This is a genomic window from Pseudomonas sp. TE3895 (assembly GCF_056278855.1).
In genome coordinates this window covers 1,284,944-1,298,442 of record NZ_JBWBQE010000001.1, presented here as the reverse complement: position 1 = coordinate 1,298,442, position 13,499 = coordinate 1,284,944, and the positions used below count along the sequence as shown (strand labels likewise).

General features: G+C 63.1%; 12 protein-coding genes. 9 read left to right on the top strand and 3 right to left on the bottom strand.

The features are described 5' to 3' along the window. Entirely contained in the window at positions 1-1,059 is a 1,059-nt protein-coding gene (gene bioB, locus ACZ889_RS05720; RefSeq protein ID WP_003255611.1) for a biotin synthase BioB, read from the bottom strand. Positions 1,060-1,148: 89 nt separating this feature from the next. On the opposite strand from bioB, the gene ACZ889_RS05715 reads away from it, so the two are divergent. The 4 genes from ACZ889_RS05715 (at position 1,149) to rarD (ending at position 4,722) form a co-directional block, all read left to right on the top strand. After that, positions 1,149-1,880: a ComF family protein gene (locus tag ACZ889_RS05715; RefSeq protein WP_003255613.1), complete on the top strand. Its 732-nt coding sequence runs from the start codon at positions 1,149-1,151 to the stop codon at positions 1,878-1,880. 49 nt (positions 1,881-1,929) lie between these two features. Next, a complete protein-coding gene (locus ACZ889_RS05710; RefSeq protein WP_476257229.1) occupies positions 1,930-2,694 on the top strand; it encodes a TOBE domain-containing protein in 765 nt (254 codons plus the stop codon). Positions 2,695-2,795: 101 nt separating this feature from the next. Next, complete coding sequence (locus ACZ889_RS05705; protein WP_004577117.1) at positions 2,796-3,770, top strand: serine/threonine protein kinase; 975 nt, start codon at positions 2,796-2,798, stop codon at positions 3,768-3,770. 64 nt (positions 3,771-3,834) lie between these two features. Beyond that, positions 3,835-4,722 (top strand): EamA family transporter RarD, encoded by an 888-nt coding sequence (gene rarD / locus ACZ889_RS05700; protein WP_003255619.1) that lies wholly within the window; start codon positions 3,835-3,837, stop codon positions 4,720-4,722. Positions 4,723-5,050: 328 nt separating this feature from the next. On the opposite strand, the gene ACZ889_RS05695 is transcribed toward rarD, so the two are convergent. Next, complete coding sequence (locus ACZ889_RS05695) at positions 5,051-5,569, bottom strand: glycine cleavage system transcriptional repressor (RefSeq protein ID WP_003255620.1); 519 nt, start codon at positions 5,567-5,569, stop codon at positions 5,051-5,053. 449 nt (positions 5,570-6,018) lie between these two features. Between ACZ889_RS05695 and ACZ889_RS05690 the strand changes: the two genes are divergently transcribed. Then, entirely contained in the window at positions 6,019-8,196 is a 2,178-nt protein-coding gene (locus ACZ889_RS05690) for a malate synthase G (protein ID WP_003255621.1), read from the top strand. A gap of 44 nt (positions 8,197-8,240) precedes the next feature. On the opposite strand, the gene ACZ889_RS05685 is transcribed toward ACZ889_RS05690, so the two are convergent. Continuing rightward, on the bottom strand, positions 8,241-8,786 hold the full coding sequence (locus tag ACZ889_RS05685; protein ID WP_033726058.1) for a response regulator: 546 nt from the start codon (positions 8,784-8,786) through the stop codon (positions 8,241-8,243). 116 nt (positions 8,787-8,902) lie between these two features. On the opposite strand from ACZ889_RS05685, the gene ACZ889_RS05680 reads away from it, so the two are divergent. From ACZ889_RS05680 to ACZ889_RS05665, 4 genes are all read left to right on the top strand, one after another. Then, positions 8,903-10,840, top strand: coding sequence for a putative nucleotidyltransferase substrate binding domain-containing protein (locus ACZ889_RS05680; protein WP_047603141.1), 1,938 nt, complete (start codon positions 8,903-8,905; stop codon positions 10,838-10,840). Continuing rightward, a complete protein-coding gene (locus ACZ889_RS05675; RefSeq protein WP_011953275.1) occupies positions 10,837-11,547 on the top strand; it encodes a 3'-5' exonuclease in 711 nt (236 codons plus the stop codon). Before ACZ889_RS05680 ends, ACZ889_RS05675 begins: the two co-directional genes overlap by 4 nt. A gap of 203 nt (positions 11,548-11,750) precedes the next feature. After that, a complete protein-coding gene (locus ACZ889_RS05670) occupies positions 11,751-12,269 on the top strand; it encodes an RNA polymerase sigma factor (protein WP_003255629.1) in 519 nt (172 codons plus the stop codon). Next, a complete protein-coding gene (locus ACZ889_RS05665) occupies positions 12,266-13,222 on the top strand; it encodes a FecR domain-containing protein (protein WP_003255630.1) in 957 nt (318 codons plus the stop codon). The genes ACZ889_RS05670 and ACZ889_RS05665 overlap by 4 nt, the downstream gene beginning before the upstream one ends. The last annotated feature ends 277 nt before the right edge of the window (positions 13,223-13,499 follow it).

Below are 13,499 nucleotides of genomic sequence, written 5' to 3'. Positions count from 1 at the left end.
TCAGGCTGTCGCGGCGTCGTAGAACATCTCGCTGCTGCGCTGCTCGACCAGCGCTTGCTCGATGGCTGCCTGGTGCACTTCGTCGGCGTGCTCTTCACGCGCTTCGGGCTTGATGCCCAGGCGTGCGAACAGCTGCATGTCCTTGTCGGCCTGGGGGTTGGCAGTGGTCAGCAGCTTTTCGCCGTAGAAGATCGAGTTGGCGCCCGCCATGAAGGCCAGGGCCTGCATCTGCTCGTTCATCTGCTCGCGGCCGGCGGACAGGCGCACGTGAGACTTGGGCATGAGGATACGGGCCACGGCCAGCATACGGATAAAGTCGAACGGGTCGACGTCCTCTTCCTCAGCCAGCGGCGTGCCGGCCACCTTGACCAGCATGTTGATCGGCACCGACTCCGGGTGTTCCGGCAGGTTGGCCAGCTGGATCAGCAGGCCGGCGCGGTCATCCAGCGATTCACCCATGCCCAGAATGCCACCAGAGCAGATTTTCATCCCGGCATCGCGTACGTAGGCCAGGGTCTGCAGGCGCTCGCTGTAGGTACGTGTGGTGATGATACTGCCGTAGAACTCCGGCGAGGTGTCGAGGTTGTGGTTGTAGTAGTCCAGACCAGCGTGGGCCAGGGCCTTGGTCTGCTCCTGGTCGAGTTTGCCGAGGGTCATGCAGGTTTCCAGGCCCATGGCCTTGACGCCTTTGACCATCTCCAGCACGTAGGGCATGTCTTTGGCCGACGGGTGCTTCCACGCCGCCCCCATGCAGAAACGGGTAGAACCGATGGCTTTGGCGCGGGCAGCTTCTTCCAGCACCTTCTGCACTTCCATCAGCTTCTGTTTCTCCAGCCCGGTGTTGTAGTGGCCGGACTGCGGACAATATTTGCAATCTTCCGGGCAGGCGCCGGTCTTGATCGACAGCAAGGTCGAAACCTGCACGCGGTTGGGGTCGAAGTGCGCGCGGTGCACGGTCTGCGCCTGGAACAGCAAATCATTGAACGGTTGCTGGAACAGCGCCTTGACCTCGGCCAGGGCCCAATCGTGACGTGTTGTTGCAGTTGTGCTGGCGCTCATCGGCGTTTCCTTGTTTAGGCTGTAGCTGGCGCCGGGACAGGAAAGCCCGCCAGCGCATCACGGATAGCTCGCATAGTCATGGAAGGCCTATGAACTGTCAACTGCACTGGAAGCGACTGGTTTACAAGTGCTCACTTATTAATCAGAAGTGCTTGTTATGCGATGAGCCTGCCGAGCAGCCTTACCCGCTGTGCGTTACCTGCGAACAGGCGCTGCCCTGGCTGGGTGATCAGTGCCGGCATTGCGCCCTGCCCTTGCCCATGGCCGGCTTGACCTGCGCCCCGTGTGGCCGCTGCTTGCCGGCCTTCGATCAGGTCATTGCCCTGTGGCATTTCGGTTTTCCGGTGGACACGTTGATTAGCCGTTTCAAGCACAATCGCCAATGGCCTTTGGGACGCCTGATGGCTGAGCTGCTGGGGCAGGGGCTGCTGTATCGCTATGCCGAAGGGTTGCCTCGCCCTGACCTGCTGTTGCCTGTGCCTTTGGCCAGGCGTCGACTACGCGAGCGGGGGTTCAATCAGGCGGGGATGCTTGGGCGGTGGTTGTCGTCGCACGTCGGGGTAACCTGCAACGAGCGTTTGCTGGTCCGCACACGCGAGACACCGGCACAGCAACATCTGGGCGCCAAGGCACGGCAGCGCAATTTGCGCCAGGCGTTCGCGGTCATGGGCAAACTGGAAGGCAAGCATGTCGCCATCGTCGATGATGTGTTGACCACCGGTGCCACTGCGCAGGCTATCGCCCAGGCACTGCGCAAGGCAGGTGCGCGGCGGGTGGATGTGTATTGCCTGGCACGTACGCCCAAACCGGGGTATGTATGACCAGGCGCGACCTGCCCCTTTGTAAAGCACCCTTGTATACGGAATACCCATGTCCCTACCCCCCGTTCTCACCCAGCACATCGCCCGCCGCCCACAGCGCATCGCGCTGCTGCAGCACATTGCCGAACAAGGCTCGATCACCCGCGCCGCCAAGGCCGCAGGTATCAGCTACAAGGCGGCCTGGGATGCCATCGACGAGCTCAACAACCTGGCCAGCCAGCCCTTGGTCAAGCGCAGCACCGGTGGCCGCGGCGGTGGCGGTGCGCACTTGTCGCCGGAAGGCGAGCGGGTGTTGCGCCTGTACCAAAGGCTGCAGGCCCTGCAGGCACAAATCCTTGAAGCCGCCGAAGAATCCAGCGACCTCGACCTGCTCGGGCGCCTGATGCTGCGCACCAGTGCGCGCAACCAGTTGCAGGGCCAGGTCAGCGGCCTGCGCCCTGAAGGCCGGTATGACCGCGTCAGCCTGGCATTGGGTGGCGGGCTGGAGATCGATGCGCTGATCACCCACGACAGCACGGCGCGCCTGGAGCTGACACCGGGAACGATGGTGGTGGCACTGCTAAAGGCCGGGTGGGTGCGTTTACTGGCGCAAGAGGAAGAAGCCGAGAGGGGCAGTAACTGTTTGAGCGCGACGGTGGAAGAAGTGCTGGCCGAGGATGACGGCCCCAGCGAGGTCAGGCTGGCGCTGGGGAATGGCCAGACGTTGTGTGCCATTGCAGAGGCGCAGTGGTTGGCTGGGCAGCAGGTGGCGGCCGGCAGTTCGGTGCGGGTGCAGTTCCATCCGTCCTATGTGCTGATCGGGATACCGGCATAGCCTGGCCACGCGGTGAGCAGATTGTGGGCCTGCCTGTGAAGAAGCCGGCACAGGCATAACGCGCTACCATGGCCCCACGCCGCTTACCCTCCGGAGCCACCATGTCCCACCCCTTCGACACCCTCACCCCCGACCTGGTCCTGGACGCAGTGGAAAGCCTGGGCTTTCTCAGCGATGCGCGGGTGCTGGCGCTGAACAGCTACGAGAACCGCGTGTACCAGGTGGGCATCGAAGACGCGCAGCCGCTGATTGCCAAGTTCTACCGCCCAGGCCGCTGGAGCGATGCAGCCATCCTCGAAGAACACGCCTTCACGGCCGAACTCGCCGACTGCGAAGTCCCGGTGGTTGCGCCCCTGCAGCACGATGACCGCACCTTGTTCGAACACAAGGGCTTCCGCTTCACGCTGTTCCCCCGTCGCGGCGGCCACGCCCCCGAGCCTGGCAACCTCGACCAGTTGTATCGCCTGGGTCAGTTACTTGGCCGCCTGCATGCCGTGGGCGCCAGCAAGCCGTTCAAGCACCGCGAGGCACTGGCTGTGGACAACTTTGGCCACGCCTCGCTGAACACCTTGCTGGAGGGTAATTTTGTCCCGCGTGAACTGCTGCCGGCGTTCGAGTCCGTGGCCCGCGATCTGCTCAAGCGGGTGGAGGACATCTACGCTCGCACACCACACCAGCTCATTCGCCTGCACGGCGACCTGCACCCCGGCAACCTGATGCACCGTGACGAGGTGTACCACGTGGTCGACCTCGACGATTGCCGCATGGGCCCAGCGGTGCAAGACCTGTGGATGATGCTGGCCGGCAACCGCGAGGAGCGCCTGGGGCAACTGGCCGAGCTGATCGACGGCTACAACGAGTTCCACGACTTCGACCCGCGCGAACTGGCCCTGATCGAGCCCCTGCGCGCCCTGCGGCAACTGCACTATAGCGCCTGGCTGGCAAGGCGCTGGGACGACCCCGCGTTCCCGCCCAGCTTCCCTTGGTTTGGCCAGCCACGCTACTGGGGCGACCAGATTCTCGCCTTGCGCGAACAGATGGCTGCGCTGGATGAAGCACCGCTGAAATTGTTCTAGAAGCACGCCCGCCTCTGTCTACAATAGGCGTCGCTTTATTTAGCAACCTAAGCAAGGATTCTGCATGCACGCCGCAAACCCGCGTCGCGGATACATACTGGGCTTGAGCGCCTACATCATCTGGGGCCTTTTCCCCCTCTACTTCAAGGCAATCCAGAGCGTCCCGGCGGTGGAAATCATTGTCCACCGGGTGCTCTGGTCAGCACTGTTCGGCTCGCTGCTGCTACTGGTGTGGAAACACCCCGGCTGGTGGCGGGAACTGCGCAACAACCCGCGCCGGCTGGGCATCCTGGCACTGAGCGGGGCACTGATCGCCGGTAACTGGCTGACCTACGTGTGGTCGGTGAACAACGGCCGTATGCTCGAGGCCAGCCTGGGCTATTACATCAACCCACTGATCAACGTACTGCTGGGCATGCTGATTCTTGGCGAGCGCCTGCGCCGCCTGCAATGGCTGGCGGTGGGCATGGCTGCCGTGGGTGTGGCGCAGCAGGTGTGGCAAGTGGGCAGCCTGCCGTGGGTGTCACTGGTGCTGGCGTTGAGCTTCGGCTTCTATGGGCTGATCCGTAAGCAGGCGCCGGTGGCGGCACTGCCCGGCCTGGTGGTGGAAACCTGGATGCTGGTGCCGCTGGCCCTTGGCTGGCTGCTGCTGCACCCGGCCGCGATGAGTGCCCAGGGCGCGTTCTATACCAGCAGCGAGGCGCTGTGGCTGATGGCGGCCGGGCCGGTGACGCTGGTGCCGCTGGTATGCTTCAACGCCGCCGCACGGCACCTGCCGTACACCACGCTGGGCTTCCTGCAGTACCTGGCACCGACCTTGGTGCTGTTGCAGGCTGTAGTGCTGTTCGATGAGCATTTGTCGTCGAGCACCCTGGCGGCCTTCATGTTCATCTGGGCAGGTTTGGCGATTTACAGCGTCGATGCATGGCTGAACTTGCGCAAACGTAGCTGATCAGAAAACGATCAAAGATCTGCAGGCCATGTAGCGCCTGGCCTGCAGAGACATCTCCATAGGTTATCCACACCCTCGTCCCCGCGCTTTGTGCACAAGCTGCTGATAATTGAGCATTTTTTGAGCAAAACAGTACAAGGCACGTGATACCTGGGCTGGAGAGGTACACCCCCAGGTTATCCACAGGGCCTTCCCCGTGATATCGGGATAACCGCAGATGGCCGCTTCGCAACACAAGGCCGCCCCACATTTGTCCGGTGTACGCAGGACCGTGTGGGAGCGGGCTTGTGTCGCGATAGGGCCGCAAAGCGGCCCCGGCAATCGCTGATCAATCCTCTGCCCGCAGCTTCAACTCCACCATCAAGTCATCCGCCAGGCTCTCCAGCCGCTGCTGCAGTTCTTCCAGCGGCAAGGTCAACGGCAACGCCAGCAATGCGTCGGCGTGGAACAACGGCTCACTGCTCATCGGCGCCGGCTGCACGTCTGTGGAAAACCGCTCGACGTTTACCTGCAACTCGGCCAGCAAGCGGGTAATGTCCCGCACGATCCCCGGCCGGTCGTTACCCACCAGCTCCATGGCAATTGGCTTCCAGGTGCACGACGGCTCGATCCCACTCTCGGCAATCAGCACGCGAATGTCATACCTGGCCAGCCCCTGCAGCGAGGCCACAAGCTCGGCGTAATTCTCTGCCGGCACCGCCACCCGCAGAATGCCAGCAAACTGCCCGGCCATACGCGACATGCGGCTTTCCAGCCAGTTACCACTGTGGTCGGCGATGCACTGGGCAATACGTTCGACCTGGCCGGCCTTGTCAGGGGCAATTACAGTCAGTACAAGATGATCCACAAGCCCTTCCTCGTGTCGGACCGCGCCGGGCGGCAGAAAATCGGGGGATCGAGTCAGTATAGGCAAGGCGCGGCAACCTGCCGCAGGGCAATCTGCACAGCCAATCGTGTACTGTTTCAAGATTTATCTGGAACAATCCACCTGTTTTTTGCGAACATACCCTCTCCCAGCGTGACCATACGCGACCAACGGGTCGCATAACGGCGCTTTTAGTCTGATTTTGCCCCGCCTACTGCTTCATGTAGTATCCCGTGGCGCGGACTACAAAACGTCGTTTGGATGTCTGCCAAGGCGCCTGTGAAAATACGCACACTGCCCGCCAGCCTGTCTGGCAGGCCGCACCCAGCCGCCCCCGAGCAAAACCGGGAGCATGCACTGGTGCCGTGTTTAGAGAAGCGCTACAGGCTTAATACAGAAGAGCGAAATAGCTGAGCAGAGTGAGGCAAGCAATGACTGGATACGTTCAAGTCGGTGGCCTTCAGGTCGCCAAGGTCCTGTACGACTTCGTGAACAACGAAGCCATCCCCGGGACCGGCATCGTCGCCGAGCAGTTCTGGGCGGGTGCAGAGAAGATCATCAATGACCTCGCTCCAAAGAACAAAGCCCTGCTCGCCAAGCGCGACGAGCTGCAAGCCAAGATCGACGCCTGGCACCAGGCACGCAAAGGCCAGGCCCACGACGCCGCAGCCTACAAAGCATTCCTCCAGGAAATCGGCTACCTGCTGCCACAAGCCGACGATTTCCAGGCCACCACCCAGAACGTGGACGAAGAAATCGCCCACATGGCCGGCCCACAACTGGTCGTTCCGGTGATGAACGCCCGCTTCGCCCTGAACGCCGCCAACGCCCGCTGGGGTTCGCTGTACGACGCCCTTTACGGCACCGACGCCATCAGCGATGAAGGCGGCGCCGAAAAAGGCCAGGGTTACAACAAGGTACGCGGCGACAAGGTCATCGCCTTCGCCCGCGCCTTCCTCGACGAAGCCGCGCCACTGGCCGCCGGCTCGCACGTTGACTCCACGGGCTACCGCATCGAAGGCGGCAAGCTGGTTGTTGCCTTGAAAGGCGGCAGCAACAGCGGCCTGCGCGACGATGCGCAACTGATCGGCTTCCACGGCGACGCCGCCGCGCCGACTGCCGTGCTGCTCAAGCACAACGGCCTGCACTTCGAAATCCAGGTCGATGCCAGCACCCCCGTCGGCAGCACCGACGCCGCTGGCGTCAAAGACATCCTGATGGAGTCGGCACTGACCACCATCATGGACTGCGAAGACTCGGTTGCAGCCGTAGACGCTGACGACAAAGTCATCGTCTACCGCAACTGGCTGGGCTTGATGAAAGGCGACCTGGCCGAAAGCGTGAGCAAGGGTGGCAAAACCTTCACCCGCACCATGAACCCGGACCGCGAGTACGCAGCGCCTAACGGCGGCAGCGTGACCCTGCACGGTCGTTCGTTGCTGTTCGTGCGCAACGTTGGCCACCTGATGACCAACCCGGCGATCCTCGATGCCCAAGGCAACGAAATCCCCGAAGGTATCCAGGACGGGCTGTTCACCAACCTGATCGCCCTGCACAACCTCAACGGCAACACCAGCCGCAAGAATACCCGCAGCGGCAGCGTGTACATCGTCAAGCCGAAGATGCACGGCCCTGAGGAAGTGGCCTTCGCCGCCGAGATCTTCAGCCAGGTCGAAGACCTGCTGGGCATGCCGCGCAACACCGTCAAGGTCGGCATCATGGACGAGGAACGCCGTACCACGGTCAACCTCAAGTCCTGCATCAAGGCAGCCGCCGAGCGCGTGGCGTTCATCAACACCGGTTTCCTTGACCGCACTGGCGATGAAATCCACACCTCGATGGAAGCCGGCGCCGTGGTGCGCAAAGGTGCCATGAAGAACGAGAAGTGGATCGGCGCCTACGAAAACAACAACGTCGACGTTGGCCTGGCCACCGGCCTGCAAGGCCGTGCGCAGATCGGCAAAGGCATGTGGGCCATGCCTGACCTGATGGCCGCCATGCTCGAGCAGAAGATCGCCCACCCACTGGCCGGTGCCAACACCGCCTGGGTACCGTCGCCAACTGCCGCCACCCTGCACGCCCTGCACTACCACAAGGTGGACGTACAGGCGCGCCAGCGTGAACTGGCTTCACGTACCCCGGCGTCGGTGGACGACATTCTGGCCATTCCGCTGGCTGCCGACACCAACTGGTCGGCCGAAGAGATCCGCAACGAGCTGGACAACAACGCCCAGGGCATTCTCGGCTACGTGGTGCGTTGGATCGACCAGGGCGTGGGTTGCTCGAAGGTGCCGGACATCAACAACGTCGGCCTGATGGAAGACCGTGCCACCCTGCGCATCTCTGCCCAGCTGCTGGCCAACTGGCTGCGCCACGGCGTGGTCAGCCAGGAGCAGGTGCTGGAAAGCCTCAAGCGCATGGCCGTGGTGGTCGATCAGCAGAACGCTGGCGACGCCCTGTACCGCCCGATGGCGCCGAACTTCGACGACAACGTGGCGTTCCAGGCGGCTGTAGAACTGGTAGTGGAAGGTGGCAAGCAACCGAACGGTTATACCGAGCCGGTACTGCACCGCCGTCGCCGCGAGTTCAAGGCGCGTAACGGGTTGTAAGTAACATCTGCGCCAGGGGGCCGTTTTGCGGCCCCCTCGGCGCATCAACCCATTTTCAGTTCTTTCCTCACCAGCTCCAACAGCTTGCCCAAATCCACCGGCTTGAGCAGGAAGTCCACCACCCCTAGGTGCATCACATCCACTGCTTCTTCCACATCGGTGTCACCCGACACCACAATGATCGACAACGCCGCCCGCTCCGACGCGCGAATTGTCCTGATCAAGTCCAGTCCACTTTCAGGCTGCATGCGCAAATCGGTAATCATCAACCCGATACGCTTCTGGTAGTGCAGGTACAACCTGGCTTCCTCGGCCCCATCCGCCCCCACCGCATCGATGCCCCGGCTTTTCAGGTACAGGATCAGCGCCTCGCGGTTAACCGCGTTGTCATCCACCACAAGCACCAACGGTCTAGCTGCCACAGGCGCACTTTGGTTTATCACGGCCAAGGCCTCGCGCTCGGCGTCGCTCAGGATGTCGGTGTGCTCGGGCATGCTTGTCTCGTCAAAATAATTCCGCTTCAGCATTAGGACCGCATTACTTGCGTAACCCGTTTCGCCTTTCGTCGGGTCTTTGACAAGGGCGCTCATAGACTTACGTCCAATGGGCACCACCCCGCCGCAAGCCGACCATGGAGGCAGAGAACAACATGGCCGGTACCTATATATAGATATATATAGTTCGGCATAGCGATACGGTCAGTTTCATGAGCAAAAAGGACGCCTACAGCCAGGCGGGCAAGACAGCGGTACTGCAAAACATCCAAGGCACATTGCAGTTCCTGCAGCGCTTTCCGCCGTTCAATCAGATGGAGCACAGCCACCTGGCCTTCTTGGTCGAGCAGTGCCAGCTGCGCTTCTACGCCTGCGGTGAAAGCATCGTCAAACCTGCCGACGGGCCGGTCGAGCACTTCTACATCGTCAAGCAGGGCCGCGTGGTTGGCGAGCGCCAGCACCTGGCCAAACCGGGTGTCGAAACCACGTTCGAGATCACCAGCGGGGAGTGCTTCCCGCTGGCAGCCCTGCTGGGTGAGCGGGCAACCCGCACCGAGCACCTGGCCGGGGAAGACACCTTCTGCCTGCAACTGAACAAGGCCGCATTCATCCGCGTGTTCTCGATGTCTGAAGTGTTTCGGGATTTTGCCCTGCGCGGTGTCAGCAGCCTGCTTGATCAGGTCAATCAGCAAGTACGCCAGCGCGCTGTGGAAACCCTCGGCACCCAATACTCGCTGAACACCCCCCTGGGTGAACTGGCCATGCGTCATCCGGTGGTCTGCAGCGCCCATACGCCCCTGCGCGAAGCCGTGCGGCTGATGCACGAGCAACAGGTGGGCAGCATCGTGGTGGTCGACCCGCAGCGCTACCCCATCGGTATCTTCACCTTGCGCGACCTGCGCCAGGTGGTGGCGACAGTAGATGCCGACCTGGGCGCCGCCATCGACCAGCACATGACCGCCAAACCGTTCTACCTCCCACCCCAGGCCAGCGCCTTCGATGCCGCCATGGCCATGACCGAGCGGCATATTGCCCATGTCTGCCTGGTGGAAAACGGACGCTTGTGCGGCGTGGTTTCCGAGCGCGACCTGTTCTCCCTGCAACGGGTCGATCTGGTTCACCTGGCGCGCACCATACGCCATGCACCACGCCTGGATACGCTGGTTTCGCTGCGCGGCGAAATCAGCCAGCTTGTAGAACGCATGCTGGCCCATGGCGCATCGTCGACGCAGATCACCCAGATCATTACCTTGCTCAACGACCATACCGTGTGCCGGGTCATCGAACTGGCCCTGGCCGAACGTGGCGACCCGGGCGTGCCGTTCAGCTGGCTGTGCTTTGGCAGCGAAGGGCGACGTGAGCAGACCCTGCACACTGACCAGGACAACGGCATCCTCTTCGAAGCAGTCGACAGCGCCGAGGCCGACGCCATCCGCGCTCGCCTGCTGCCGCTGGCGCAATACATCAACCAATGCCTGGCCCAGTGCGGTTTCACCCTGTGCATGGGTAACGTCATGGCCGGCAACCCCGAACTGTGCCTGTCGCGCAGCGAGTGGGCGCGACGCTTTGCCGGGTTTGTTCGCGAAGCCAGCCCGGAGAACCTGTTGGGCTCGAGCATCTACTTCGACCTGCGGGTGGTGTGGGGCGACGAGCAAGGCTGCGAGCAGCTGCGCCAAGGCCTGCTGGCACAGGTAGCCGACAACCGCATCTTCCAGCGCATGATGGCTGACAACGCCCTGCGCCAACGCCCGCCGGTGGGCCGGTTGCGCGAGTTCGTGCTGACACGCCAGGGCAACGACAAGGCGGCGACCCTCGACCTCAAGGTCCAGGGCCTGACGCCCTTCGTGGATGGTGCCCGTTTGCTGGCCCTGGCCAATGGCATAGCAGCCTGCAATACCCTGGAGCGCCTACGCCAACTGGTGGCCAAGGGCGTGATCGAGCCGTTGGACGGCGCCGCCTATGAAGAGGCCTACCACTTCATCCAGCAAACCCGCATGCAGCAGCACCAGCGCCAGATACGCGACAACCTGCCTTACTCCAACCGGGTCGACCCGGACAGCCTCAACCACCTGGACCGGCGCATCCTGCGCGAGTCGCTGCGCCAGGCCCAGCGCCTGCAAAGCAGCCTGGCCTTGAGGTACCAGTTGTGAGCCTGTTCGCCTGGCTGCGCCCCAGCGCGCCCGAGCTGGACCACGCCAAGCGCCAGCGCCTGGCCCGGTTGCCCAAGCCCGTGCCGCTGGGGGTATGTACCCTGCGTGAGCAGCGCTGGGTGGTGCTGGACCTGGAAACCAGCGGGCTCAACCCCAACCGTGATCAGGTACTGTCGATTGGGGCGGTGGCCATCGAGGACGGTGCCATCGACTTTGCCCAGCAGTTCGAACGCACATTGCACCGGCCTTTGCAGAAGACCAACGCCAGCGTACTGATCCACGGCTTGGGCCCCAGCGCATTGGCTGCCGGTTGCGACCCAGCCGAGGCCTTGCTGGATTTACTCGATTTCATTGGCAACAGCCCGGTGCTGGCGTTTCACGCGCCATTCGACCAGCGCATGCTGGCCCGTGCGCTGAAAGAGACCCTTGGGCATCGCTTGCAGTCAATGTTCCTCGACGTTGCCGAACTGGCACCGATGCTCAACCCAGACACGGTACTGCGCGAGGCCGGGCTGGATGACTGGGTGGCACGGTTTGGCTTGCAGGTTGAAGAACGCCATCATGCCAGTGCCGATGCCCAGGTGACCGCAGAGCTTGCGCTGATCCTGTTCAGCCAGGCCCGGCGCCAGCAGCTGGACAGCCCGCTGCAGCTGGAGCAACGGTTGCGCGGGTGGCGACGGCGCAAGATGCAGAGTCATGGTTTGTAAGGCGTGGGATTTGCAGCGCCGGTGAGATTGAGCGCCGCCCGCGCGGCGTATCGCGAGCAAGCTCGATCCCACCGGCGCCACATAACTCAAACCAAGCCCCATGATGGCAATCCGATAAGCGTCCATTGCACCCACCCCCTCCCCTCTGCAACAATCGAGAATAATTATCGTTAGTTAATGCATTCGTTCCGGGGGGACGCTGCTTGTCTTCTGCACAAAGCCCACACGCCGATCTGGTCGGTGCGCTGTACCGCGACCACCGCGGCTGGCTGCTCGCCTGGCTGCAACGCAGCATGGCCTGCCGCCAACGTGCCGAAGACCTGAGCCAGGACACCTTCGTGCGCCTGCTTGGTCGTGAGCAACTGGAGACACCCCGCGAACCCCGCGCGTTTCTGGCCGCCGTGGCCAAGGGGCTGATGTTCGACCACTTCCGTCGCACCGCGCTGGAACAAGCCTACCTGGCCGAGCTGGCATTGATCCCTGAAGCCGAACAGCCGTCGCCAGAAATGCAGCACCTGATCCTTGAAGACCTCAAAGCCATCGACCGCCTGCTCGGCAAGCTGTCGAGCAAGGCTCGCGCTGCGTTTCTGCACAGCCGCCTGGACGGCATGGGCCATGCCGAGATTGCCGAGCGCCTTGGCGTTTCGGTGTCGCGGGTGCGCCAGTACATCGCCCAAGGGATGCGCCAGTGCTATGTAGCCCTGTATGGGGAGCCGACGTGAGCAACGTCCCGGTTTCGTCCCGGGTCCTGGAAGCCGCGATTGCCTGGAAACTCAGCCTCGGCGACAGCAGCAGCACGCCTGATGAGCGCAATGAATTCATGCGCTGGCATGCCGCCAGCGAAGAGCACGCACGTGCCTGGCGCCAGCTCGGCGCCATGGACCAACGCGTTAGCGCGGCGGCTGGCCCGGCACGCCAAGCGCTGCTGCAATCACGCGCCAGCCTGCGGCGACGCATTGGCAAGGTTGGCGGCGGGCTGGCTGGCACGTTTCTGCTCGGCGCGCTGCTGGCATGGGGCGGCGCCCCGTCGCTGGCACCCAGCTACTGGCTGGCTGACCAGCGCACCGCCACGGGAGAGTTGCGTACCTTGCGCCTGGAAGACGGCACACTGCTGAGCCTGAACACCCACACCGCCGTGGACATCGACTACGCCGGCGCGCAACGGGTGATCGTGCTGCACCAAGGCGAAATCTCGGTCGAAACCGGCCACCAGGACTCGCGCCCGCTGCTGGTACGCACTGAAGACGGTCGCTTGCGGCCACTGGGCACGCGCTTCCTGGTGCGCCGCGAAGCCGGCGGTACGCGCCTGGAAGTGCTGCAAGCCTCGGTCGCCGCCATGCCGCATAACAGCGGCGACGAACAGGTGCTGCGCGAAGGCCAGCAGGTGTTGATGAACGCCAACGGCCTCGGCGAGGTTGGCACGGTGCCTGCCGGTGCCGATGCCTGGACCCGCGGCATGCTGGTGGTCGACAACGTACGCCTGGGCGACCTGCTCGCCACACTGGGCCAGTACCGCAGCGGCTACCTCGGGGTGGATGCCAAGGTCGCCGACCTGCGTGTGACCGGCAGCTTCCCGCTGACCAACACCGACCTGGCGCTGGCCTCGCTGGTGCCGGCGTTGCCGGTGAAGATCGAGCGCCATACGCAGTGGTGGGTGAACGTCACGTCCAAATAGGCCGGGCCTGCTGGCCAATTTCCACCCGCCGTTCACCATTGCCGCCACCACCGTATTCGCGGGTAAACCCGCTCCTACCACGGTGGTGGGCACACATCACGGTCGTCGTAGGAGCGGGTTCACCCGCGAAGAGGCCAGGCCTGCTGACCAAATTCCACCCGCCGTTCACCGTTGCCGCCACCACCGTATTCGCGGGTAAACCCGCTCCTACCACGGTGGTGGACACACATCACGGTCGTCGTAGGAGCGGGTTCACCCGCGAAGAGGCCGGGCCTGC